The organism is Burkholderia sp. Ac-20365, assembly GCF_017104715.1.
In the GTDB taxonomy this organism is placed as follows: domain Bacteria; phylum Pseudomonadota; class Gammaproteobacteria; order Burkholderiales; family Burkholderiaceae; genus Paraburkholderia.
Genome location: NZ_JAAGPI010000001.1, coordinates 274,007 through 296,107, shown reverse-complemented (window position 1 = coordinate 296,107; position 22,101 = coordinate 274,007). Strand labels below are relative to the sequence as shown.

At 58.7% G+C, this 22,101-nt stretch carries 15 protein-coding genes; 10 read left to right on the top strand and 5 right to left on the bottom strand.

Annotation, left to right across the window (positions count from 1 at the left end; translation table 11 throughout):
• Positions 1 to 15 precede the first annotated feature (15 nt).
• Together acnD and prpF are read left to right on the top strand one after the other, a co-directional pair.
• Positions 16 to 2,613, top strand: coding sequence for a Fe/S-dependent 2-methylisocitrate dehydratase AcnD (gene acnD / locus G3O01_RS01180; RefSeq protein WP_205802606.1), 2,598 nt, complete (start codon positions 16 to 18; stop codon positions 2,611 to 2,613).
• A 34-nt stretch (positions 2,614 to 2,647) separates the two neighbouring features.
• Positions 2,648 to 3,829, top strand: a complete 1,182-nt coding sequence (gene prpF / locus G3O01_RS01175; RefSeq protein WP_205802605.1) for a 2-methylaconitate cis-trans isomerase PrpF — start codon at positions 2,648 to 2,650, stop codon at positions 3,827 to 3,829.
• Positions 3,830 to 4,165: 336 nt separating this feature from the next.
• Here prpF and G3O01_RS01170 read toward each other — a convergent pair whose 3' ends face one another.
• The 5 genes from G3O01_RS01170 to G3O01_RS01150 all read right to left on the bottom strand — a co-directional run bounded on the left by G3O01_RS01170 (position 4,166) and on the right by G3O01_RS01150 (position 12,611).
• Complete coding sequence (locus G3O01_RS01170) at positions 4,166 to 4,375, bottom strand: hypothetical protein (RefSeq protein WP_205803122.1); 210 nt, start codon at positions 4,373 to 4,375, stop codon at positions 4,166 to 4,168.
• Between the two features lie 254 nt (positions 4,376 to 4,629).
• Complete coding sequence (locus G3O01_RS01165; RefSeq protein WP_205802604.1) at positions 4,630 to 5,040, bottom strand: hypothetical protein; 411 nt, start codon at positions 5,038 to 5,040, stop codon at positions 4,630 to 4,632.
• A 79-nt stretch (positions 5,041 to 5,119) separates the two neighbouring features.
• The gene (locus tag G3O01_RS01160) at positions 5,120 to 6,340 is read right to left on the bottom strand and encodes an RHS repeat-associated core domain-containing protein (protein ID WP_205802603.1); all 1,221 of its coding nucleotides are present in this window, start codon (positions 6,338 to 6,340) and stop codon (positions 5,120 to 5,122) included.
• A 110-nt stretch (positions 6,341 to 6,450) separates the two neighbouring features.
• Entirely contained in the window at positions 6,451 to 6,813 is a 363-nt protein-coding gene (locus G3O01_RS45090; RefSeq protein ID WP_241023548.1) for a hypothetical protein, read from the bottom strand.
• A 5-nt stretch (positions 6,814 to 6,818) separates the two neighbouring features.
• Positions 6,819 to 12,611, bottom strand: coding sequence for an RHS repeat-associated core domain-containing protein (locus G3O01_RS01150; protein WP_205802602.1), 5,793 nt, complete (start codon positions 12,609 to 12,611; stop codon positions 6,819 to 6,821).
• Between the two features lie 1,132 nt (positions 12,612 to 13,743).
• On the opposite strand from G3O01_RS01150, the gene gspG reads away from it, so the two are divergent.
• From gspG to G3O01_RS01105, 8 genes are all read left to right on the top strand, one after another.
• A complete protein-coding gene (gspG, locus tag G3O01_RS01140) occupies positions 13,744 to 14,169 on the top strand; it encodes a type II secretion system major pseudopilin GspG (protein ID WP_205802601.1) in 426 nt (141 codons plus the stop codon).
• Positions 14,170 to 14,216: 47 nt separating this feature from the next.
• Positions 14,217 to 15,473, top strand: a complete 1,257-nt coding sequence (locus G3O01_RS01135; RefSeq protein WP_205802600.1) for a type II secretion system F family protein — start codon at positions 14,217 to 14,219, stop codon at positions 15,471 to 15,473.
• A 353-nt stretch (positions 15,474 to 15,826) separates the two neighbouring features.
• Positions 15,827 to 17,191, top strand: a complete 1,365-nt coding sequence (locus G3O01_RS01130) for a GspE/PulE family protein (RefSeq protein WP_346779145.1) — start codon at positions 15,827 to 15,829, stop codon at positions 17,189 to 17,191.
• Positions 17,172 to 18,014, top strand: a complete 843-nt coding sequence (locus G3O01_RS01125) for a hypothetical protein (protein ID WP_205802598.1) — start codon at positions 17,172 to 17,174, stop codon at positions 18,012 to 18,014. The genes G3O01_RS01130 and G3O01_RS01125 overlap by 20 nt, the downstream gene beginning before the upstream one ends.
• On the top strand, positions 18,015 to 18,566 hold the full coding sequence (locus G3O01_RS01120; RefSeq protein WP_205802597.1) for a PilN domain-containing protein: 552 nt from the start codon (positions 18,015 to 18,017) through the stop codon (positions 18,564 to 18,566).
• On the top strand, positions 18,551 to 19,141 hold the full coding sequence (locus tag G3O01_RS01115) for a hypothetical protein (RefSeq protein ID WP_205802596.1): 591 nt from the start codon (positions 18,551 to 18,553) through the stop codon (positions 19,139 to 19,141). The genes G3O01_RS01120 and G3O01_RS01115 overlap by 16 nt, the downstream gene beginning before the upstream one ends.
• Positions 19,138 to 19,764: a hypothetical protein gene (locus G3O01_RS01110; RefSeq protein WP_205802595.1), complete on the top strand. Its 627-nt coding sequence runs from the start codon at positions 19,138 to 19,140 to the stop codon at positions 19,762 to 19,764. Before G3O01_RS01115 ends, G3O01_RS01110 begins: the two co-directional genes overlap by 4 nt.
• A gap of 11 nt (positions 19,765 to 19,775) precedes the next feature.
• Complete coding sequence (locus tag G3O01_RS01105; RefSeq protein WP_205802594.1) at positions 19,776 to 22,100, top strand: general secretion pathway protein GspD; 2,325 nt, start codon at positions 19,776 to 19,778, stop codon at positions 22,098 to 22,100.
• The last annotated feature ends 1 nt before the right edge of the window (position 22,101 follow it).

Genomic DNA, 22,101 nt, shown 5'->3' with positions numbered 1-22,101 from the left:
CTGTGTCCCTACGCCATGAATACTGCTTACCGCAAACCGCTGCCCGGCACCTCGCTGGATTACTTCGACACGCGCGCCGCCATCGACGCGATCCAGCCCGGCGCTTACGACAAACTGCCGTACACGTCGCGCGTGCACGCCGAAAACCTGGTGCGCCGTTGCGATCCCGCGACGCTGACCGATTCGCTGCGACAGATCATCGAACGCAAACGCGAGCTGGATTTTCCGTGGTTTCCGGCGCGCGTCGTATGCCATGACATTCTCGGGCAGACCGCGCTCGTCGATCTCGCCGGCCTGCGCGATGCGATCGCCGATCAGGGCGGCGACCCGGCCAAGGTCAACCCCGTCGTGCCGGTGCAGCTGATCGTCGATCACTCACTGGCGGTGGAATGCGGCGGCTTCGATCCCGATGCGTTCACGAAGAACCGCGCAATCGAAGACCGGCGCAACGAAGACCGCTTCGACTTCATCAACTGGACCAAGAAGGCGTTCAAGAATGTCGACGTGATTCCGCCGGGCAACGGCATCATGCACCAGATCAATCTGGAGCGGATGTCGCCGGTGATTCATGCGGCGGATGGCATTGCGTATCCCGACACGCTGGTCGGCACGGACAGCCATACGCCGCATGTGGATGCACTCGGCGTGATCGCTGTCGGCGTGGGTGGCCTCGAAGCAGAAAACGTGATGCTGGGGCGCGCATCGTGGATGCGTCTGCCCGATATCGTCGGCGTCGAGCTGTCGGGCAAGCGCCAGCCGGGCATCACCGCAACGGATATCGTGCTCGCGCTGACCGAATTCCTGCGCAAGGAAAAAGTGGTCGGCGCCTATCTGGAGTTTCGCGGCGTAGGCGCGTCGAGCCTCACGCTCGGCGATCGCGCAACGATTTCGAACATGGCGCCGGAGTACGGCGCAACCGCCGCGATGTTCTTCATCGACGAGCAGACCATCGACTATCTGCGCCTCACGGGTCGCGACGACGCGCAGGTGAAGCTGGTCGAAACGTATGCGAAAACAGCGGGCCTGTGGGCCGATACGCTGGCCAACGCCGAATATGAGCGCGTGCTCAGATTCGATCTGTCGACGGTCGTGCGCAATATGGCCGGTCCATCGAATCCGCACAAGCGTCTGCCGACGTCGGATCTCGCCGAGCGCGGCATCGCGGGCAAGTGGGAAGAAGTGCCCGGCCAGATGCCCGATGGTGCCGTCATCATCGCGGCAATCACGAGCTGCACGAACACGAGCAATCCGCGCAACGTCATTGCAGCGGCTTTGCTCGCGCGCAACGCGAATGTACGCGGCTTGACGCGCAAGCCGTGGGTGAAGTCGTCGCTGGCGCCGGGATCGAAGGCTGTCGAACTGTATTTGCAGGAAGCGAACCTGCTGCCCGATCTGGAGAAGCTCGGCTTTGGCATCGTCGCGTTTGCGTGCACGACGTGCAACGGCATGTCGGGTGCGCTCGATCCGAAGATCCAGCAGGAGATCATCGACCGCGATCTGTACGCGACGGCTGTGCTGTCGGGCAATCGCAACTTCGATGGCCGCATTCATCCGTATGCGAAGCAGGCGTTTCTTGCATCGCCGCCGCTCGTCGTCGCGTATGCGATTGCGGGGACGATCCGCTTCGATATCGAACGCGATGTGCTCGGCACCGATCAGAACGGCGCGCCCGTGTATCTGAAGGACATCTGGCCGAGCGATGAAGAGATCGACGCGATCGTCGCGCAGAGCGTGAAGCCCGAGCAGTTCCGCAAGGTCTACGAGCCGATGTTCGCCGTCACGGCGACGAGCGGCGAGCCGATCAGCCCGCTTTACGACTGGCGCGGACAGAGCACGTACATTCGCCGTCCGCCGTATTGGGAAGGCGCGCTGGCTGGCGCGCGCACGTTGCAAGGTATGCGCCCGCTCGCCGTGCTCGGCGACAACATCACGACCGATCACCTGTCGCCGTCGAATGCGATTCTGGCGAACAGCGCTGCGGGCGAATACCTCACGAAAATGGGCTTGCCCGAAGAGGACTTCAATTCGTATGCAACCCATCGCGGCGATCACCTCACGGCCCAGCGCGCAACCTTCGCGAATCCGACGTTGATCAACGAGATGGCTGTCGTCGATGGCCAGCAGAAGAAGGGATCGCTCGCGCGTATCGAGCCGGAGGGCAAGGTCACGCGCATGTGGGAAGCCATCGAAACCTACATGGAGCGCAAGCAGCCGCTCATCATCATTGCGGGCGCGGACTATGGACAAGGTTCGTCGCGTGACTGGGCCGCGAAAGGCGTACGGCTCGCTGGTGTCGAGGCGATCGCGGCGGAAGGCTTCGAGCGCATTCACCGCACGAACCTGATCGGCATGGGTGTGTTGCCGCTCGAGTTCAAGCCGGGCGTGAACCGGTTGACGCTGGGCATCGACGGCACCGAGACGTATGACGTGATCGGCGAGCGCAGGCCGCGCGCGGATCTGACGCTGGTGATTCACCGCCAGAACGGCGAGCGCATCGAAGCGACGGTCACGTGCCGGCTCGACACGGCGGAAGAGGTCTCGATCTACGAAGCGGGCGGCGTGCTGCAGCGCTTTGCGCAGGATTTCCTGGAGTCGTCGAAGGCAGCGGCCTGAGACGGACCGATCGTTCAAATCAGGATCAACACATATGGCACACGCACCTCAGATCAAGATTCCCGCCACGTATATGCGCGGCGGCACCAGCAAAGGCGTGTTCTTTCGCCTGAAGGACTTGCCCGAAGCGGCGCAGGTGCCGGGCGCGGCGCGCGATGCGTTGCTGCTGCGCGTGATCGGCAGCCCCGATCCGTATGGCAAGCAGATCGACGGCATGGGCGGCGCGACGTCGAGCACGAGCAAGACGGTGATCGTCGCGAAGAGCAGCCGGCCGGATCACGATGTCGATTATCTGTTCGGTCAGGTATCGATCGACAAGCCGTTCGTCGACTGGAGCGGCAATTGCGGCAACCTGTCGGCGGCCGTTGGACCGTTCGCGATCAGCGGCGGGCTGATCGATCCCGAGCGCGTGCCGGATAACGGCGTGGCTGTCGTGCGGATCTGGCAGGCGAACATCGGCAAGACGATCATTGCGCACGTGCCGATGAGCGCGGGTTCCGTTCAGGAAACGGGCGATTTCGAACTCGACGGCGTGACTTTTCCGGCTGCTGAAGTGCAGCTCGAGTTTATGGATCCGGCTGCCGAGGAAGAAGGTGCTGGGGGGGCGATGTTCCCGACGGGCAATCTCGTCGACGATCTCGAAGTACCTGGTGTCGGCACGCTAAAGGCGACGATGATCAACGCGGGGATTCCGACGATCTTCGTCAATGCCGAGGCGATTGGTTATACGGGGACCGAGTTGCAGGACGCGATCAATAGCGACGATGCTGCCTTGAAGAAGTTCGAGACGATTCGTGCGCATGGCGCGCTGCGGATGGGGTTGATCAAGAGTCTCGATGAGATTGCGACGCGGCAGCACACGCCTAAGATTGCTTTTGTTGCACGGCCTTCCGGGTATACCGCTTCCAGCGGCAAGGCTGTTGGTGCTGAAGATGTTGATCTGCTCGTTCGGGCTATGTCGATGGGGAAGCTCCATCACGCGATGATGGGGACCGCAGCTGTAGCTATTGGGACTGCTGCTGCTATTCCTGGTACGCTGGTTAATCTTGCCGCTGGCGGTGGGGAGCGCGAAGCCGTGCGGTTTGGGCATCCCTCGGGGACTTTGCGGGTCGGGGCTTTGGCTTCTTTTGAAAACGGTGAATGGGCTGTTAAAAAGGCTGCGATGAGTCGCAGTGCTCGGGTTTTGATGGAGGGATGGGTTAGAGTGCCAGGGTGAGGTTTGTTGTCTTGCGACGGCTTGAGTGGGTTGCTCGTGGTTTCGCTGGCATCCGCGATATGACTTATCACTTCAAGCGTCGCCGACGCTCGTGCGGACCGCCTTGCGTACGCTCCTCACGCTGTCGTCCGCGTTGTACACCGTGTTTGCTACGCGGTTGCCGCCATCAGATGCTGCGAGGTAACGGGTGACGCGTGACGCACGATCGATTCATCATTACCGAAGCTGAAACAAAGAAGGGCCGCGCAAGCGGCCCTTCTTTGCTTTCCATCACCTACGGGACCCTATAGCTGGATCACCATGCAACGCGCTATCCCCGAGGTGTTGCGGCAACATCTAATCACGGTTATTACGAATGATCTCGTCCAATAGGTCGAAGCCAACTGCCTCACCCTCTGAACCGGAGAATGTACAAACCTCTGTGTGTCCATCGCGGAACACGTCGATCTCAATACGCATCCCCACCACGGTCACCGAGACGAGCACCGTATCGGGTCGATTACGGCTCAACGTATAGTAAATCTTTGCATCATCGATGCTTTCCAAGCAGATCAAATAGCGAATCCATAGTCCAAATTTCTATCTCTTGAAACGATTACCATTGAGAATCTTTAGCGCTTTTCGAGCCCGCGTACGCATTGCCATCGAGCACCAACGGTTTATCATTACCTCAACTCAAACAACGATGGACCGCATCACCGGCCCTTCGTCTTCATCACCACCAAGATCTAATTTGCGCAAGCGCTTTCGTCAATCGCGCTTCGTGTATACGGTTAAAGGATTCTAGATGTCGGCATCGTTTAGCTCGGAACGACGAGCGCGTCCCGATCATAAGGCCGAATCGACTCAACGGTGACTTCGTGACATGCCACGACGATATCTAGTCCAATGTTGGGGTTGAGATCAAACCTAATCAGGCCATTATCCATCTTCGTGAGGTTGACATCCCTGATCCAGGCTTCCTCGATCATTGCGTTAATGTCGATATCTGTTTTCGTAATATTCAGTAGATCCACGGTTACGATGTAATCCGAACCGCCTTCAGGCGGGCGTGGCCCAAAGCAATTGTGGGCGATCTCCAGCGTCAAATCGACAAGATCTCGATCACAACCCGGTGGCAGCGGCTTGCCTTCGTCATCAAAAAAAGGAACGTCTCGCTCGTCGCATACAAAAGCTTCGAACTGACGAGTCGTGGAATGAGGGATATTCACCGAGCACGTTCTGGAGCAGTTTCCCATTCCGTGCAAACTCCCAGCCAAATGTGTTCTTTGATGGGTTTATCGCTACTCTCTAGATCCGTTCATCGATTGGGTATGGGCGACATCGGTAGGTGATTCGGGTCACGTTTACCGTCCAAAAAAAATTGTGCCCGTGGGATTCACCGTGACTTTCATGATATTGAGCAGTCAGATTGCCGGTGCCGTCGCAGTAATCTGTATTAAGGCCGTTCGGATTCAACCGGAAGCCACCAGGCGGATTGCCCGTCATCGGGACACTGCCAGCCGCAACCTGAACCGCCGCCTGATTTACCGTCGCTGTCGCTGGCATCATGAACGTCGGCACCACTAGCTTCGGCGCACTGATGCACGCCTGAGCCGAAACGTTTGCGGCGCTACTTGATGGATAGTTTGTCGTCGACGCAAACCCGAATGCCGCAATCATCCCACTCGGATCCGTCAGATTAACCGGATTATTCCCCACATACGCATACCAGTTCAGATCATCCCTGTACCCCACCGGATCCGTCTGCAGGAATCGCCCGAGCGCCGGTCCCGGCGAATACATCCGCGCCTTGTAATAGTACAGCCCCAGCGACGCCAGATACTGCTGCCCCGTATACCCGAAGCGCGAATCCAGCGCCCCCGACGTCTCACCGAACGGTCCATACGCGCGGCTGCCCGTCGTCGCGCCCGCCGCATTGGCCTGCACCACCACGCTGCCTTGCTGGTTCGCATACAGCCAGCTCTTCGTACCCGTGCCTGATCCCTCGTACTGCACCAGCGGCGCATCCACACCCGGACCAAACACGTACCGACGCGTCATCGTCCCCGCTGCGTCATATTCGGCCGCCACTTTCTGTCCGTCATACAGCAGCGTCGTGTCCGTTCCGTTCACCGTCGTCTTCAGCAGCCGCCCTTCCGGGTCATACGCCAGCGTCGCATTCGTCGTGCCGAAGCGGTCTGCCGCAGTCCGCAGATGGTTCTCCCGATCGTAACTGTACGTCCACGTCCCGTCGTTGGTCAGGTTGCCGTTCAGGTCCGACTTCGGCACCTTTCCCACCATCGTCGTGTACTGGTTCAATGCATTGGTCGAGTAGCCGCCGACCCACACCGGTGACGTCCACACATACCGGCTGTTGGTCACATTCGCCTGTCTGATATCTCCAAGCTGGTTGCGCGTGAACGTCGCCAGCCAGTCTTCCGTGCTGCTCGTGAAGCGATGATTCAGCGTCGACAGGCCGCCCTGGTCGTCATACGCAAGTTCCGTACGCGTGCCGTTGCCCAGATCCACCTGCGTGCGGCGGTTCAGCGCGTCATACGTGTACTTCGCCCAAAAGGGCCGCGTGCGCGGCCCTTTGTCTTTTCATCACCTATTCCTGACCGTTGCAAGGTCGTACCGTATCAAGCCGATTTGATCCTCAAAGAATCAAACTCGATCGCGAGTTCGGCACCAAGGCTGGAGAACATAAAAGCGACCTTCGTGCCTTTCCTTGTGGAAAGCCGTTCACCTTTTTTTAAAGCGTCAATCACGGTCCCGTAGTTTTTGTCACTTTCCTCCATTATTTTTATGCAGTACACAATGTTCAACAGACCAAGGCATTCAAGGTTAAAACAAGTGACGCCTTCGAAGGTCACCTCCGCGCGCTCATCTCCAAAATATAAACCAAGGATCAGTTCACGAGGTTCTTCATTCGGTCCGATCGTTACACGATCAAGATACCAGTCGTGGAAATTATTCCATCCGATCAGCATTGAATTTTCCATTCGCATTACCAAGGTAGTATCGAAACGGGCCACCCGTTGTCACGGTTGGTACCTTCCCAATTGTGCGCATGTGGGTTAGCGTTTCCGTGATGGGCTTCCATATCGATGTCAACTAAAGCACTTCCGTTCGGTCCATACATACGAAGTTGCGGCATTTTGCCCGGCATTGATGAAACCCACGATCCCGCGGCACCTTGAAATGGCATGCCCGCAACCTGAACAGCGGCCTGATTGCCCACAGATGTCGGGGGCATGCTGATGGTCGGCGCGTCAAGCTTTAACCCACTCGCGGACGACTGAGCCACAACATTTGCCGCAGCCGGCGACAAGGTACTCGCGAAGTTCCCCGACGCCGACGCAATCATCCCACTCGGGTCCGTCAGATTAACCGGATTATTCCCCACATACGCATACCAGTTCAGGTCATCCTTGTACCCCACCGGATCCGTCTGCAGGAATCGCCCGAGCGCCGGTCCCGGCGAATACATCCGCGCCTTGTAATAGTACAGCCCCAGCGACGCCAGATACTGCTGCCCCGTGTACCCGAAGCGCGAATCCAGCGTCCCCGACGTCTCACCGAACGGTCCATACGCGCGGCTGCCCGTCGTCGCGCCCGCCGCATTGGCCTGCACCACCACGCTGCCTTGCTGGTTCGCATACAGCCAGCTCCTGAAGCCTGTACCTGAACCCTCGTACTGCACCAGCGGCGCATCCACACCCGGACCAAACACGTACCGACGCGTCATCGTCCCCGCTGCGTCATATTCGGCCGCCACTTTCTGTCCGTCATACAGCAGCGTCGTGTCCGTTCCGTTCACCGTCGTCTTCAGCAGCCGCCCTTCCGGGTCATACGCCAGCGTCGCATTCGTCGTGCCGAAGCGGTCTGCCGCAGTCCGCAGATGGTTCTCCCGATCGTAACTGTACGTCCACGTCCCGTCGTTGGTCAGGTTGCCGTTCAGGTCCGACTTCGGCACCTTTCCCACCATCGTCGTGTACTGGTTCAATGCATTGGTCGAGTAGCCGCCGACCCACACCGGTGACGTCCACACATACCGGCTGTTGGTCACATTCGCCTGTCTGATATCTCCAAGCTGGTTGCGCGTGAACGTCGCCAGCCAGTCTTCCGTGCTGCTCGTGAAGCGATGATTCAGCGTCGACAGGCCGCCCTGGTCGTCATACGCAAGTTCCGTACGCGTGCCGTTGCCCAGATCCACCTGCGTGCGGCGGTTCAGCGCGTCATACGTGTACTTCGCCAGATTCGTCGTGCCGTTCTCGAGGAGTTGCAACGGACGACGGTAGCTGTCGAAGGTCGTCCCCACATGGAAACCGTCCGGCCACGCGATGTCCGTCACGTTACCCGCCGCGTCGCGCGTGTAGCGCATCGTGCGGCCTGCCGCGCTTGTCTGCGTGAGCTGTCCGAGTCCGTCGTAGCTGTTCGTGATCGTGTGGCTGCCGTCGCTGTACTGCGACGCTGTCTTCAGGCCACGCAGGTCATAGCTGTACTGCACGTCGCCCACGCTGCCCGGGAACGTGCGGGTCGACAGCCGGTCCAGCGCGTCAAAGCCCTGCGTGATGGTCTGCCCGTCGCGCTTTCTGAGCGCCGTCAGGTTCCCGTTCGCGTCCCACGTGTACTGCTCGTAGTTGTTCGAGTCACCCATGCCCGGCTGGCCGTCCAGCGGATAGTGCGTACGGTACAGTCGGTCGTGCCCGTCGTACAGGTTGACCGTCGTGTTGCCTTTCGCATCGCTGATCAGCGCAACCGTGCCGTTCGGGTTGTACGTGTAGGTCACGTAGCTCTGCTCGACGCTCGTGCCGACCGCCTTGCGTACGCTCTTCACGCTGTCGTCCGCGTTGTACACGGTGTCTGTTACGCGGTTGCCGCCATCGGATGCCGCAAGATAACGGGTGACCCGCGACGGACGATGGTGATCGTCGTACGCGGTATCCGTGATCGGCGTCGGTGCAGTCTCAGCAGGACATGTGCTCACGCCCGACGTCTTCGCCGGTCCCCACACGCGCACCACATCGCCCATCGCGTTGTAGCGCTTGCAGGTCACCATTGCTCCACCCGCGACGGCCACGCCGCGGCTCGTCTCGCGGCTATCCGCGTCATAGCCGATCACCTCGTCGCTCGCCAACAGGTTCGCGTTCGTACGGGTCACGTTGCCACGCATGTCATACGCGTTCGTAACCAGAGCGACGCCATCACGCTTACTCGTGTAAAGACGCCCCTCGGTATTGAAGGTCGTAATCGTTTTCACCGCCAGGCCATCCACATCCTGAATCGTCGTCGACGGCGTGAAGTCGGCGGCATAGCTAATCGTCGTCGCAGTACTGCGCGTCGCATCGATCTTCTCCGTGACGCGCACCGGGCGAATCACATTGAGACTGCTAGTGCCCGCCGGTTTGACCGATTCGTACGTGTAAGTCGTCATCGGAGATGTGCCGTTCACCGCTGGCCGCGTGATCGAACTGACGAGACCCTCGTTCGTATACGTCGTCGTGGTGATCTGCCCTTTGGCGTCCGTCGCCGTCGCAACCTTGCCATTGGACGGGTTATAGGTGAAACGCTGCGTCAACACGGGGTCGCTCGTGCCCGAGCGGGGATAGCGCGTGACCGTCAAGACATTGTGCGTGCAGCCCTTCAGATAACCCGCGGTAGCCGTACAGCTCGCGTCATCATAGGCATACTCGATGCGATTTCCCTCAGGACGGGTTTCACGCACGAGCCGGTTCTGTCCGTCGTAGTCTTTCAGCGTCCAGTTGCCAACGGGGTCACCCACTTGCAGCAGATTGGCCTCGCCGTCGTTGTAATTCGTGCGACTCGAGCCGCCCGGCCCCACCTCTTCGCTGCGATAGCCTGCAAAGTAGTAGTTGTAGAGATTGCCCGCCGCACTGGTCTGAGTCTGCACACGACCCAGCGTGTCATAGGCGTTAGTAACCACAGGCGTGCTCGGAAAGCCCGGCTGATAGAACTTCGTCATCCGACCCGGCTGGTCGTACTCGAAGCGTGTCGTGTAGCTATCCGCGTCCGTCGTAGTGACCAGATTGTCGTTGCCGTCATACGTATAGCGCACGGTCTGCTGCGGACTGCTGACGCTTTGCAGACGATTGTTGGTATAGCTCAGCGTCAGGCTGCGGCCTACGCTGTTGTCCACCTTGGTGACGAAATCACCAGACCACGTGAAGGTGAGCGCTTTACCGTCCGGCTGAGTGAACCGATTTGCCTTACCTGTGCCGAGATCAAATACGTACGTGGCACCCGTTAAGGTCGTGTACGACGCAGCGCTACCATTAACGTCTAGCCGCACGGCTTTGCCCGGCGGCGCATTGTAGCTACCATCCGGCAAGCGCACGAAGACATCGCTGTTCATGCCGAAGGTTGCAATCTGAGTGTTGTCAACGATCTGATCGCCAAACCAGCGTTGCGCTATGACCGCGCCCAGATACTTTTCGGTCGGCGCGGCAGGATCGCTCAACAGATCGAGCGAAGCTTTGTGCTCGATGATCGTCCCCACTGCATCAAGCGCGAGGCGGTCTCCCATTCCCAAAAAACCGTCAGAAGCCGCTCGAATGCGATTGTCGTAATTGTGCGTCCATCCCTTACCGAGTGCGCCGCTCTGATTTTTCATCCCGCTGCTGTAGAGACGCTGGAACTCCAGACTGTCAGGCGCATCACCATGGCCCGTTTTGATATCGCGATGTTCGTACAGGAAATTTCCGTGCACCATATCAATAGGATCGCCCGCTATGTTCTGCGATCCGAAGACATTGTTGAGCGTCACCGCCGATTTCGAATTATTTATTGTCGACACGTTGTACGTAGCCGCGGCCACAGCCGAGGAGCTATACCCGCCCGACAGCCCGCCGCTGATTGTCGATCCAAGCAGACGCGTGCTTCCCGTGCCAAGCACGAAGTACCCGACTCCCTTCCAGCTATCTTCAGTCAACTGACAATTACCGGGTATCAGCAACCGGTAACCCTGGTTAACATAGTTCTGGAAGTTGGTGAGATGAGCCTGACAGTTCACCAATGCGGGCTGAATAACGCTCGTATAGCGGCCACCACCGCTGTTGTAGATGGGCAGACCTTGACTCATCGCGAGGTCGAGCAGCTTCACCGTCGACACAGCCGACACACTCGACGTCTGCTTCACAGCAGTCGATTCTAGGATAGACAAATGCATCGCGTTGCTGTCGAACACGGCCTTTTCCAGCGCTGCGTTACCTGCCATGTGAACCGTGGAGCTCACATTGCTCGGAAGATCCACATACGGCGAACTTTGATAACCAGCGATACCGACCTGATGTTGCTGAACACTATATGTATTGGCGAGGTGATCCGTAATGGATGCGCTCCGCGTCGTCTGTGAGATCCACTGTGCACCCATTACGCCGAGGCTCGCACCAAGCACGGGCTCGCTGGTGTCGGCATTTCCCGACGCTCGAACGTTTTCCAGGTACTTCAGATAGCTTTGCGACAGCCCACGCCCAGTTGGTCCCCAGCCGTTTACGACTAAATAGGTACCACCTCCGCTGATGTGCTGATCAAATGCATGGTCGGAGCCGGTGGTGGCGTACGCGTTGTGCCATACAACGAAACTGATGACGCTATCTGCGCCCGGCGTAACCGCGCTGCCCGCCGCTCCTATCTGCACACCATCCAGTTTCAGCAATGGCTGATTTGACGAGTTGAAAGTGATGGTGAGACGTTTTCCGTAGATTGCGTCAGAAGTAAACGTCTGGTCAATGCCGCGATACATCACGCGCACGGTCGGCTTGAACCCGACCGCAATGTCAGTCCATTCCTCCGTGGCCCACCCTGTGTCGAGCAATGGGTTCTGGGTCTGACGGACAGTACCGCCGAAGAATGGAATGATCGCCTTCCCCCCAACTATGTCGCTAAGGGTAGCAGTCGGCCTGTTCTTGCGGATCCAGTTCGCGAGATTAGTTGCAGCCGTCTGCAGATTTGAGCGTATGCCATTTCGGTTCAATCCGCGAACGGAATCGGCCGTAACGGTCGCACCCGTCACCGCAGTGGACTGAAACGAGGCCGCGTTATAGCCTGCAGCTGCGCTCAAGTCCACACCTGAACTGAGCGTGTGTGGTTTATAGCTCGGGTCGAAGGTATACCAGGTTCCACCGATATTCGCCTTGACCCACAGATGCTCGATCGAGATATCCGTCATCGCCGCATTCACACCAGGACAATTACCCGCCTGCGTTGCGTTGATGCTGTAGACCGGAATCTGCGTCTGCCCCATCAGATTCAAGACCGCGCATGCATTACTGGTTGGAACCCCATACCAGTCGGTAAATTGTTGCGCCGTAAGCTTGATCACACCGCGCACAAAACGTGCGTCATAACCAGACGTACGAAGCAAAGACACCATCAGTTGCGCCTGGTCGAACGCACTGCCCTGGTTGTCAAGCACAGCACCGAGCGCACCTTTGTGAATACCGCGTACGGGATCGATCTCGATATTGTTGCGTACGTACTGGTAAATCAGGTCCGGGTGATAGCGCAATGCACGGGCCAGTTCCTCGATGGAAGCAGGCCCCGGCGGCGCCTCGTTCGTGACGATGTTGTTCGCGCCCGAGACGCCCGCGCCACGCAGCAGCCCCTGCTTCGGTTGAGCAAGGTTCTGAATATGAACGCTATCAAGGGCTTCACCGGAACGCTTCGGTCCAAGCTTGGGTAGCGTCGCGATCGTGCCATTCAGGTTGATGTCAGCAGGCATCTCGCGCATGACCTGTTCGTCATGTGCAGCTGCCAGCTCGCCCGATACCGGCGCCATGAGTGCACGAATGCTGTTGGGCTGCGGTGCGAACTCTCCCGGGGTCTCAGACGTTACAGCTCGTAGCAACCGCTTTTCGTGACCACGGCGTATTGCTGGCTGCGTCTGCTGGTTTGCTGTTGCATTGACGGCCGCGTCGCTTGCGACAACAGCCGGCGTAGTCGTAGAGAATTGCACATTGCCAGCCTCCGCTGGACTTATAAGCGTCGCAAGTACTCCAATCAGTGCCGAAAGCACAACCGGTCGGCGCAAAGCGCCCTTGTGACCAATTCGACTACGGATCAGTTCAATATATTGCGGTGTTACCTCAGGCATGAAATATCCTCAGGAAGTTTGATTTTTTAATCCTGAATTCCATTTGTCATGCGCGTGAATCCCCCTCCGTATTCGACGGATCATTAAGACACAGGAGAATCTCGATGCGCAGTGAAACCACTATTCAGCGTTCATCACACGCCGGACAGCGTGTGATGCGTGCGAGACTAGCATGGATACTCGGAATTCAGATACGCGTCTGGCGCAGACGTCGAGTTTCGCCGCTCAGGACGGGGAAGTGCTGGTAACGCTTGTGCGGTTTCCCGCCGCGTCATAGTTGTACGTGACGGTGGACGTTTTGGCTCCGTCGCTATAGACCACTTTGGTCAGTCGCCCCAGCGCGTCGTATGTATAAGACGCACTGGCGGCAACCGCCGGCGCAGAGGCCACTACTATGATGACGGAAGCTGCAATCGTGATCGACGATTTCCATCTTGCCCATCGCCTCCCACATTTACGGCCCACCTCTTCAAACGAAAAAATCTCCCTACTATCTAACATAGCAATCCTGTTTATGGCTTTAGTTATTTAGGCCCTGCTCTTTACATCCATTACGCCCATATTACAAACAGCCTTTCGATCGATCAATGGGTTAATCGATATCCCAAAAAGAAAACCGAAGAATGCAATCCAATTTATTAATTTCAATAAATTTCCTACAGAATATCGCACGAATAATGTAGGATTTTTCCCTCTCATCTTAAAATATATGTTTGATACACTAACCTTCAATTCGAAAGACTTATTCGAGCCAAAGAATTCGACTGGATGACATGAGCATCCAATACTAAAAACTGTAGAAAATTAATGAAAAACAATGAGAACTACCAGAGCGGGGATTGAACGCGGCTTCACACTGCTCGAATTGCTGGTTGTTCTGGTCATCATTGGCTTGCTGGCGGGCATCGTCGGCCCACGGTTGTTCGCGAACGTCGACAAGTCAAAGGTCACAACCGCAAAAGCACAGATCAATGTATTGGGCAAAGCGGTCGATCAACTTCGACTCGACATTGGTCGCTATCCATCCGCACAGGAAGGGTTGACGTTGCTTATGTCACCGCCGTCGGACGGAACCACTGGATGGAACGGTCCTTATCTCAGCAAGCCGGTTCCTGTGGATCCGTGGGGCAAGCCATATCGATACGTTTTCCCTGGGACACACAACAGCGATTTCGACATTGTTTCCGACGGCATTGATCAAACTTCGGCGAACGATAAGCAAAGTACTCAGACTCACTACTGATGCCCAGAAACGATGTATCTGGCAAAGCGAAGCGTGTGAACAGGGCTATGGCGAAATTCATGTGGTTGGGGTTAAACGCCCGAGGCGAACTACGGCAGTACGATCTGATTGCCACGCAGCGCACAGACGCAACGCAGGAGGCGAGGCAACAGGCTGCCACCATGGGCGTTCAACTGGTGGAAATTCGCAAGACTGGCCGTGCTGCCACACAAACTCTCCGGCAGCGCATGTCGTTTACGGGTCTTTTTCGCAAAACCAGCTTCAACCTGTCGCTGTTTGCGGCCGAACTTCTGGCGCTGTTGCGTGCCGGACTGGCGCTCACGGAAGTACTCGACACGCTTGTGGAACGACAACGGGAGGCAACGTCGGTGACTATTTCCGACGGCAGTCGACACGTCCTCTCCGGACTGTTGCGCTTCATGCAGCAAGGAAAATCATTCTCGTCCGCCCTGGCTGCCTACCCGGAGCAGTTCCCCACACTTTTCGTCGCAATGATGGCGGCCAGCGAACAGACTGGCGAAATGTCAGAAGCTCTTGCGCGCTATCTGCACTACCACGAGCAGATAAGCCTCGTGCGTCAGAAACTGATATCCGCTTCACTCTACCCAGGAATGCTTCTGCTCACCGGTGGGACTGTCGCGCTCTTTCTGATCTGTTTTCTTGCGCCGCGCTTTGGGCATGTCTATGAGGGAATGACGAATGCGGAACTGCCGACGATGTCGCGCGGGCTGATCGCCCTAGGTCTTTTCGTCAGCGATCACATCATTGCGTCGACAGTTTTCCTGACTGCGTGCATAGCCGGAAGCTTTGCGGTAGCAGTGCGTCCTGCCACCCGGCAACAATGCCTTGGATGGATTGCAAGTGTCGCGTGGATAGGTGATGTGATGAAGCTGATGCAGATGGGACGCTTTTATCGTTCGACGGCCATGCTTCTTCAGGGCGGAGTCCCCGTTTTGACATCTCTGGAGATGACACGAGATCTTTTGCCTGCGGAGCGCCAGACGGCACTCGCACGCTCAATGCTAAGAATTTCAGAGGGAAAAGCGCTGAGCGAAAGTCTTCATCGGGAAGCGCTGCTAACGCCCATTGCGTTGCGGCTCCTCAAGGCGGGTGAACGTAACGGTCAGATTGCCGGCATGCTCGAACAGGCCGCGCTCTTTCACGAGCGCGAGATCGCGCAGTGGGTCGAGCGCTTTGTCCGGCTGGTCGAACCGACGCTGATGCTCGTGATGGGTATCGGGATCGGCCTGATTGTCGTCCTCTTGTATCTCCCCATTTTTGACCTTGCGGGGAGCCTGCAATGAGTGAGCGTAACCCTCAGCCGGATGCAGACCGTCAGCAAGAATTCGTGGCGCGTGCGCGGACGCTGGCCGGTCGTGAAGGCTCGCCGGTCCTGACGGCACTCGAGAATCTGGGTGACCTGACGCCCGATGAGGCACTCCGGCTTGCATCGGATAGAAGTGGCATGCGGGCGCTCAGGCTGCCCGAGATGGAAGCCATGAGGCCGACGTTTTCGGTTTTTGCGTACGCGGAGTGCATCAGCAGAAACTGCGTTGTCCTGCAGCGGATTGTCGATTCACAAGCGCCCGGCGACGACGTTCATGCTGCGCCCGTGGTTTTCGTTTGCGATGACCCGTGGAATGACGCATTGATCTCGGTGGCGAGCTATCGCATCAGCGGCTACTTCGATCTGGCCTTTGCCCATCCCGTCGAACTGAAAGCGCTCCTCGCGCGCTTCGAGGGCCAGCAAGAAGCGCTGGCGCAACTGATCCGGCTCGATACAACCGATGCCGCTGCACAGGACGTCGAAGAAATCTCCCTGACGTCGATTGCCAGCAGCGAAAGTCAGGTCGTACGCCTCGTCAATTCCACACTTTACGATGCGCGCCGTAACCGTGTTTCCGATATCCATTTCGAAAATTCACCGCACGGGCTGACCATCAAGTATCGGATCGACGGTGTGATATCCACTGCGCGTACCTTGCCCGACCCGGGCCTTGCGGAGCAGGTTGTCTCTCGCCTGAAAGTCATGGCTGAACTGGATATTGGCGAAAAGCGCATCCCGCAGGACGGGCGCTTCTCGGTGTCGATCCAGGGCCGCGAAGTCGACTTCCGTGTATCGATCATGCCCGGCCTGTTCGGTGAGGATGCCGTGCTCCGTATTCTCGATCGACAGTCGCTGACGATCGATATGGCCCAGCTCAACCTCGACGTGCTCGGTATCGACGCAGGCACGCGGCAGACGATACGCAGACTTGCTAACCAGCCGTACGGCATGCTGCTCGTGACGGGCCCAACCGGGTCCGGCAAGACGACGACGCTCTATGCGACGCTCTCGGAGATCAAACGGGGCGACGACAAGATCATCACCATCGAAGATCCGGTCGAATACCAGCTCGAAGACATCCTGCAGATTCCTGTCAACGAGAAGAAAGGTCTCACGTTCGCACGCGGTCTGCGCTCGATTCTGCGGCACGATCCTGATCGTATCCTCGTGGGGGAAATCCGTGACCGGGAGACGGCGGAGATCGCCATTCAGGCGGCCCTGACGGGCCACCTTGTCTACACCTCCGTACATGCGAACAATGTATTCGATGTGCTCAGTCGCTTCCGGCATATGCAAGTTGACGGATACAGCTTCGTGACCGCACTCAACGGCGTCGTTGCGCAGCGCCTCGTGCGACTCGTCTGCACTCAGTGCGCGGTGTCATTCATGCCGGACGACGAACTGCTACGGGAGTCGCATGTAGCGCGCGACACCCTGGCCGACGGCACGCCAATGAAGGGAACGGGCTGCGCAAACTGCCGTGGTAGTGGTTTTCGCGGGCGCCGGGCGCTGACGGAGGTGCTAGTCCTCGATGACGTACTGCGCGAGGCGATCTTGCAGATAACGCCGGCCACGCAGCTCAAGGAGATGGCGCGCCAGCGCGGCATGCGTTCCATGCGCGAACAGGCCGTCGATGCCGTGCGGCTGGGTCACACAACGCTGGAGGAGATTAATCGTGTCACATTCACCGGCTAGGTGGCTGGCGACGCTTGCCGGTCGCATACGCGCCCTGTGCGCCCGTATCGGCCGCCGCGAGCGGCTGCGCGTCTATCTCGGCCAGGGTTGGCTCGCTGTCTGCGTCATCGAGGGACGCTTGCGGACCCGCATGCACATGCGCGCGACGGCGGTTCTGTCGTGCTCCTTGCCGGATACCGGCGCGAATCAGCACCTTGATGCACAGCTAGCGACGCTGCATGCCTGGCTGCGCACCCATCCCGTACGCGGCAAGATGGAATGGATAACCGGTCTGCAGCACGTCCGCTATCTGGTACTGCCATGGGACGAACGTCTTTCCGACAGCGCGTTTTGCCGCAGCCTGGCGTCGGCACTTTTTGCACAACAGTTTGCTGACGCAGCAGGCGAGCGCGATTTCGCCGCATACGACATGCGCCTCGGTCCGCTCTCCTACGGGCGATCACGTGTCGCAGCGCTAATCGCTCGCGATGTGCTCACCCAGCTCACGGCATTTGCACCCGCGCACGGTTGCCGCACGGGATTCATCGCACCCATGCTCACGGTCGTGTGGAACCATCTTGGCGCCAGCGCCAGAGCAGGTCGCGGCCTGCTCGCACTCGTCGAAGGGCAAAGAGTGCTGCTCGCGGGCCATGAGCGCGGACACATCACGTCAATACAGCTGCGTCCGTACTCGGGCAATCCGGATGAGATCGCCGCGACAGGCGCAACGCATCAGTTCCCGACGCCCGGCATGACGTCGTCAGTCACGGACATGCCGACACCAGCCGGACTCGCACCGTGCGTTGACGCGCGGCTTGCGTATGCGTCTTGCGGGGTGGTCTGAATGACGCGTCTGCGCTGGAATTTTGCTGTTGCCCGCTTCCGTCTGGATGCGTGGACGTTCGCATGCATTGTCGCACTGGCAGGGAGCGCACACGCCGTCTACTGGCGTGAAGAATTGCTGCAACAACGTGAGCGGCTGGTCGGGCAAGTACAGGACATCCATCGCCCGATGGCGCGTGGCCATCAGGCACCTGCGAAGCCTTCTCCGGTGCTGGCACACGTGTTCGAAGAGTTACGCTATCCGTGGACCGAAGTGCTGGACAGTCTGCAACGGGCTTCCAATCCAGGACTGGACCTGGTCGAACTCGCGCCGGACGCCGCAGACGTGCGGCGCGTGCGTGTCCAGGGGCTCGCCGATCATGCGCAGAACGTTTTCGACCTGATCACGAAGCTGCAGGCCGACCCTTCGTGGACGTCCGTCCAACTGATCAGCCAGATAAGGTCGGACGCGGACGGGACGTCTCAACCGGGAGGCTCCGTCACTCCGCAACTCCCGTCCATCAGCGCACGCACTGTCGCGTTTGTACTGGTAGCCGAATGGAAGCAACCGTGAACCTCGGTAAAATACTGAAGGTCGCCAGCTGGTATCTCACCTGCGTCGACGACCGTACGACGTGGCGACACACAACGGCGGCGGGGCTGGCAGCCACCTGGATCGCGTTGATGCTCACCATCGACCTGCCTCTGCGAAATGAAACCCGGCAACTGGCGGCCCAGCTGGCTCATGAAGGCAAGCGGCACCCGGACAGGCTGCGCGCAGCCTCGCCCCCGCCTGCAAGTAGCGATCCGCGGCTGGCGTTCGTCGAATCGCTGCCGCCATTCGACAAATGCACGGAACAGCTCCGCGAGCTTGGCGTGCTGGCTGAGCAAAGTGGCGTTGTTTTGGCGAGCATTAATTATCGCTATGAACCCGTGCCGGGCTTGCCCGTCACGAAAGTCAGGCTGGGCGTGGTCGCACGCGGCGGCGCCGCGAACCAGCGCAGGCTCCTGCAAACGACGCTCAACGCGATGCCGAACCTTGCCGTCGCCCGTCTCGTGTATACGAAGGTGGCTGACGGAACGAAGCTCGTGAAGCTCAAGCTTGATCTGGACATGTACTTGCAGTCGCGCGCCGGGACCACGGCATGAGATCGACTCTCTCTGCGCCTGTGCAGCTCGTACTGGCGGTCACCATAGCGATCACTATCGTCTCGATGCTGATTCCCGAGCCCGTCGAGCATCCCATGTCGTCCGGTGTGGCGACGGGTGAAGCGACGCCCGACAGGCGTCCGCAGGACATTGCCGGGCAGCCGGATCGCCCATGGAGCCGGCCTGTGCTGCCCGAAGTCGAGCTTCCGAAGCAGGCTGATGTGCTGCTGGCCGGAACGCCCCCTTTGCCGCCTCCGGGTGCAGGTCCGGCGCTGGATTCGACACCACCATTGCCGCCGTTACCGGCAGCCCAGGCGGAATCCGGTGTGACGTATCTCGGCCGCATGGTCCAGGACGGGAAAGTGCAAGTGTTTCTTGCATCGGGAAGCGGCAATCCCGTAGTTCTGCATGAAGGGGATCTTTTCGACAGTACCTGGCGGGTTGAATCGATTTCGCCGACCGACGTCGCTCTGCAGAACCCGCAGACAGGTGAAAGCCGTATCGTCGCAATGGGCGGGAATCTGGCGGCAGGTTCTGGCGGCGTTGCATCGGTGCAGGTGGGGCAGCGCTTCCTCGCCAGCCACCCGCTCAGCGAAAACAAAGAACGACAACAAGACGAATAACGGGCATTTGCATGAAAGAGCAGTATTCGCAGCAGGACGTATTTACCAGAGGGGCGAGGCGCGGTCAGCGGCTCGTGCGAGCACTCGGCATTTGCATCATCACAGTCTGTGTGGCGGGATGCTCGGGATACATGCAGTGGCGAAAAGGAACGGATCTGGTCAGCAACGGCAAGATTAGGGAAGGCCTCGACCAGATGCAGCAGGCGTCGCAGGAAAATCCCGAGCAGTACCGCATGAAGTACATCGATCAGCGCGAGCGCCAGGCGCGAACGTTGATGCAGAAAGCGGCTGTTGCACGCAGAGAAGGTCACCCGGACGAAGCGCTCACCACCTATCGGGAAATCCTGCAGTTCGATGCACAGAACGTGGAAGCATTGCGTGGAATCGACCTGATCGGCCGCGAGCGGCGTGAAACGGCGGAACTCGACGAAGCGAAAACTGCAGCCGGCAAGGGCGATATCGCAACCGCACGGCAATTGCTGAACACCATCCTCTCCGAAAACCCCGGCAATCCGGACGGGCGGAACATGCTGGCCCAACTCGACGCCCAGTACCATCGCAATACCATGCTGCTACCTGCGCTGAACGCAGCGCTGCAAAAGCCGGTCACGCTTGAATTCAAGGATGTCGATATCCGGTCGGTTCTGTCGATACTCACCCAGACGTCAGGTATCAGCTTTGTACTCGACAAGGATGTCGGTGCCGATCTACGCACCACCATCTATGCGCGCAATACCACTGTCACCGACGCCCTGAACCTCATTCTGCAGACGTCGCAGCTAGACAGAAAGATACTCAACAACACGACCATCCTCATCTATCCGGGAACCGAGGAAAAGAGAAAGCGTTACGACGATCTCGTCTTGCGTTCGTACTACCTGAACAGCGCGGATCCGAAGAAGCTGCAGGAGATGCTGCGCACCCTGGTGGTGCCGAAGTCGATGTACGTCGACGAGCGCCTGAAGATGCTCGTGGTACGCGATACGGAGCAGGTACAGGACGCCATCGTCCGGCTGCTCGATCTTTACGACATCGCCAGCCCCGAGGTCATCCTTGATGTTGAAGTGCTCGAAGTCAACTCGAACGACCTTCTGAATGTCGGCATCCAGTATCCGACCAGTGTCAGCGCGAGCCTGCTCGGACCTGCCGGTGTGCCATCGGCCATGACCATTGATCAGCTGAGAGGCGTGAATCGCAACAACTTCTCGTTGTCCTTTCCCGACCCCATCGCCGTCCTGAACCTGCGGCAAACGAGCGGGAGCACGCGCACGCTGGCGAACCCGCGCATTCGCGTCATCAATCGCGAAAAGGCGAGCGTGCTTATTGGCGACAAAGTGCCTGTTATCACCTCGACGGTGAACCAGACCTCCAGCGCCATCACGGAATCCGTGAACTACCTCGACGTGGGTCTGAAGCTCGAAGTCGAACCCGAGATTCACGTCGACAATGATGTGACCATGCGCGTCGCACTCGAAGTCAGCAACATCGTCAAGGAGGTTCGGTCATCGACGACCGGTCTGCTGGCCTACCAGATCGGCACGCGCAACGCGAGTACGCTGCTGCGCCTTCATGAAGGCGAAACACAGGCCCTGGCGGGTCTGATCAAGAGTGACAGTCAGTTCTCGGGAAGCCATATTCCGGGTCTCGGAAAAATTCCCCTGCTTGGTCGGCTCTTCTCGAACGATAGCGACAGCAACACCCGCTCCGAAATCGTGTTGCTAATCACACCGCACATCACGCGTTCCCTGGCCATGCCCAGTGCTTATGCACAGGTCTTTCCGAGCGGAACTGCTGAACAGGTGTCGACCCGACCGCTGCGCCTTACGTCAGCGGCACAGTACAGCGATAACGACGCGACGCTGGCCAGCGCGCCTGTCACGACTGATGCGGCTCGCACTGTTTCGTCCGCCGTGCAACGGGCGCTGGGCTCGCCAGAGGGGAATCTGCCACGCAAGGACGTGGTCCTGTTTGATGTGAGCGCGCCCACGCAAGCGCTGGCTAAAACAGGTTTCGGCGTCAATCTGCTGGCGAACGGGCCCGGTTTCGAAACGGCCGAATTTGATCTCATCGTGGATCAACCGGATGTGAAACTGGTTAGGACCGAGCCGCGCGCGGGTGTCGCGTTCGATGCAAAACAGTCGGGCGGCACATTCCATATCTCGGTCGGCAAGGTAGCAATCGCTGACGGCCCGCTCGCAACCCTGACTCTGGAGGCGGCTCGTCAGTCGAATGGTCCACTCAACCTTTCCCTGCAGAACGTGAAAGTCGAAAGAAATGACCATGTACCCATGGCTGCCGCCGTTGCTCTGCCTAAACAGATCACGGTCGCGCAGTGAG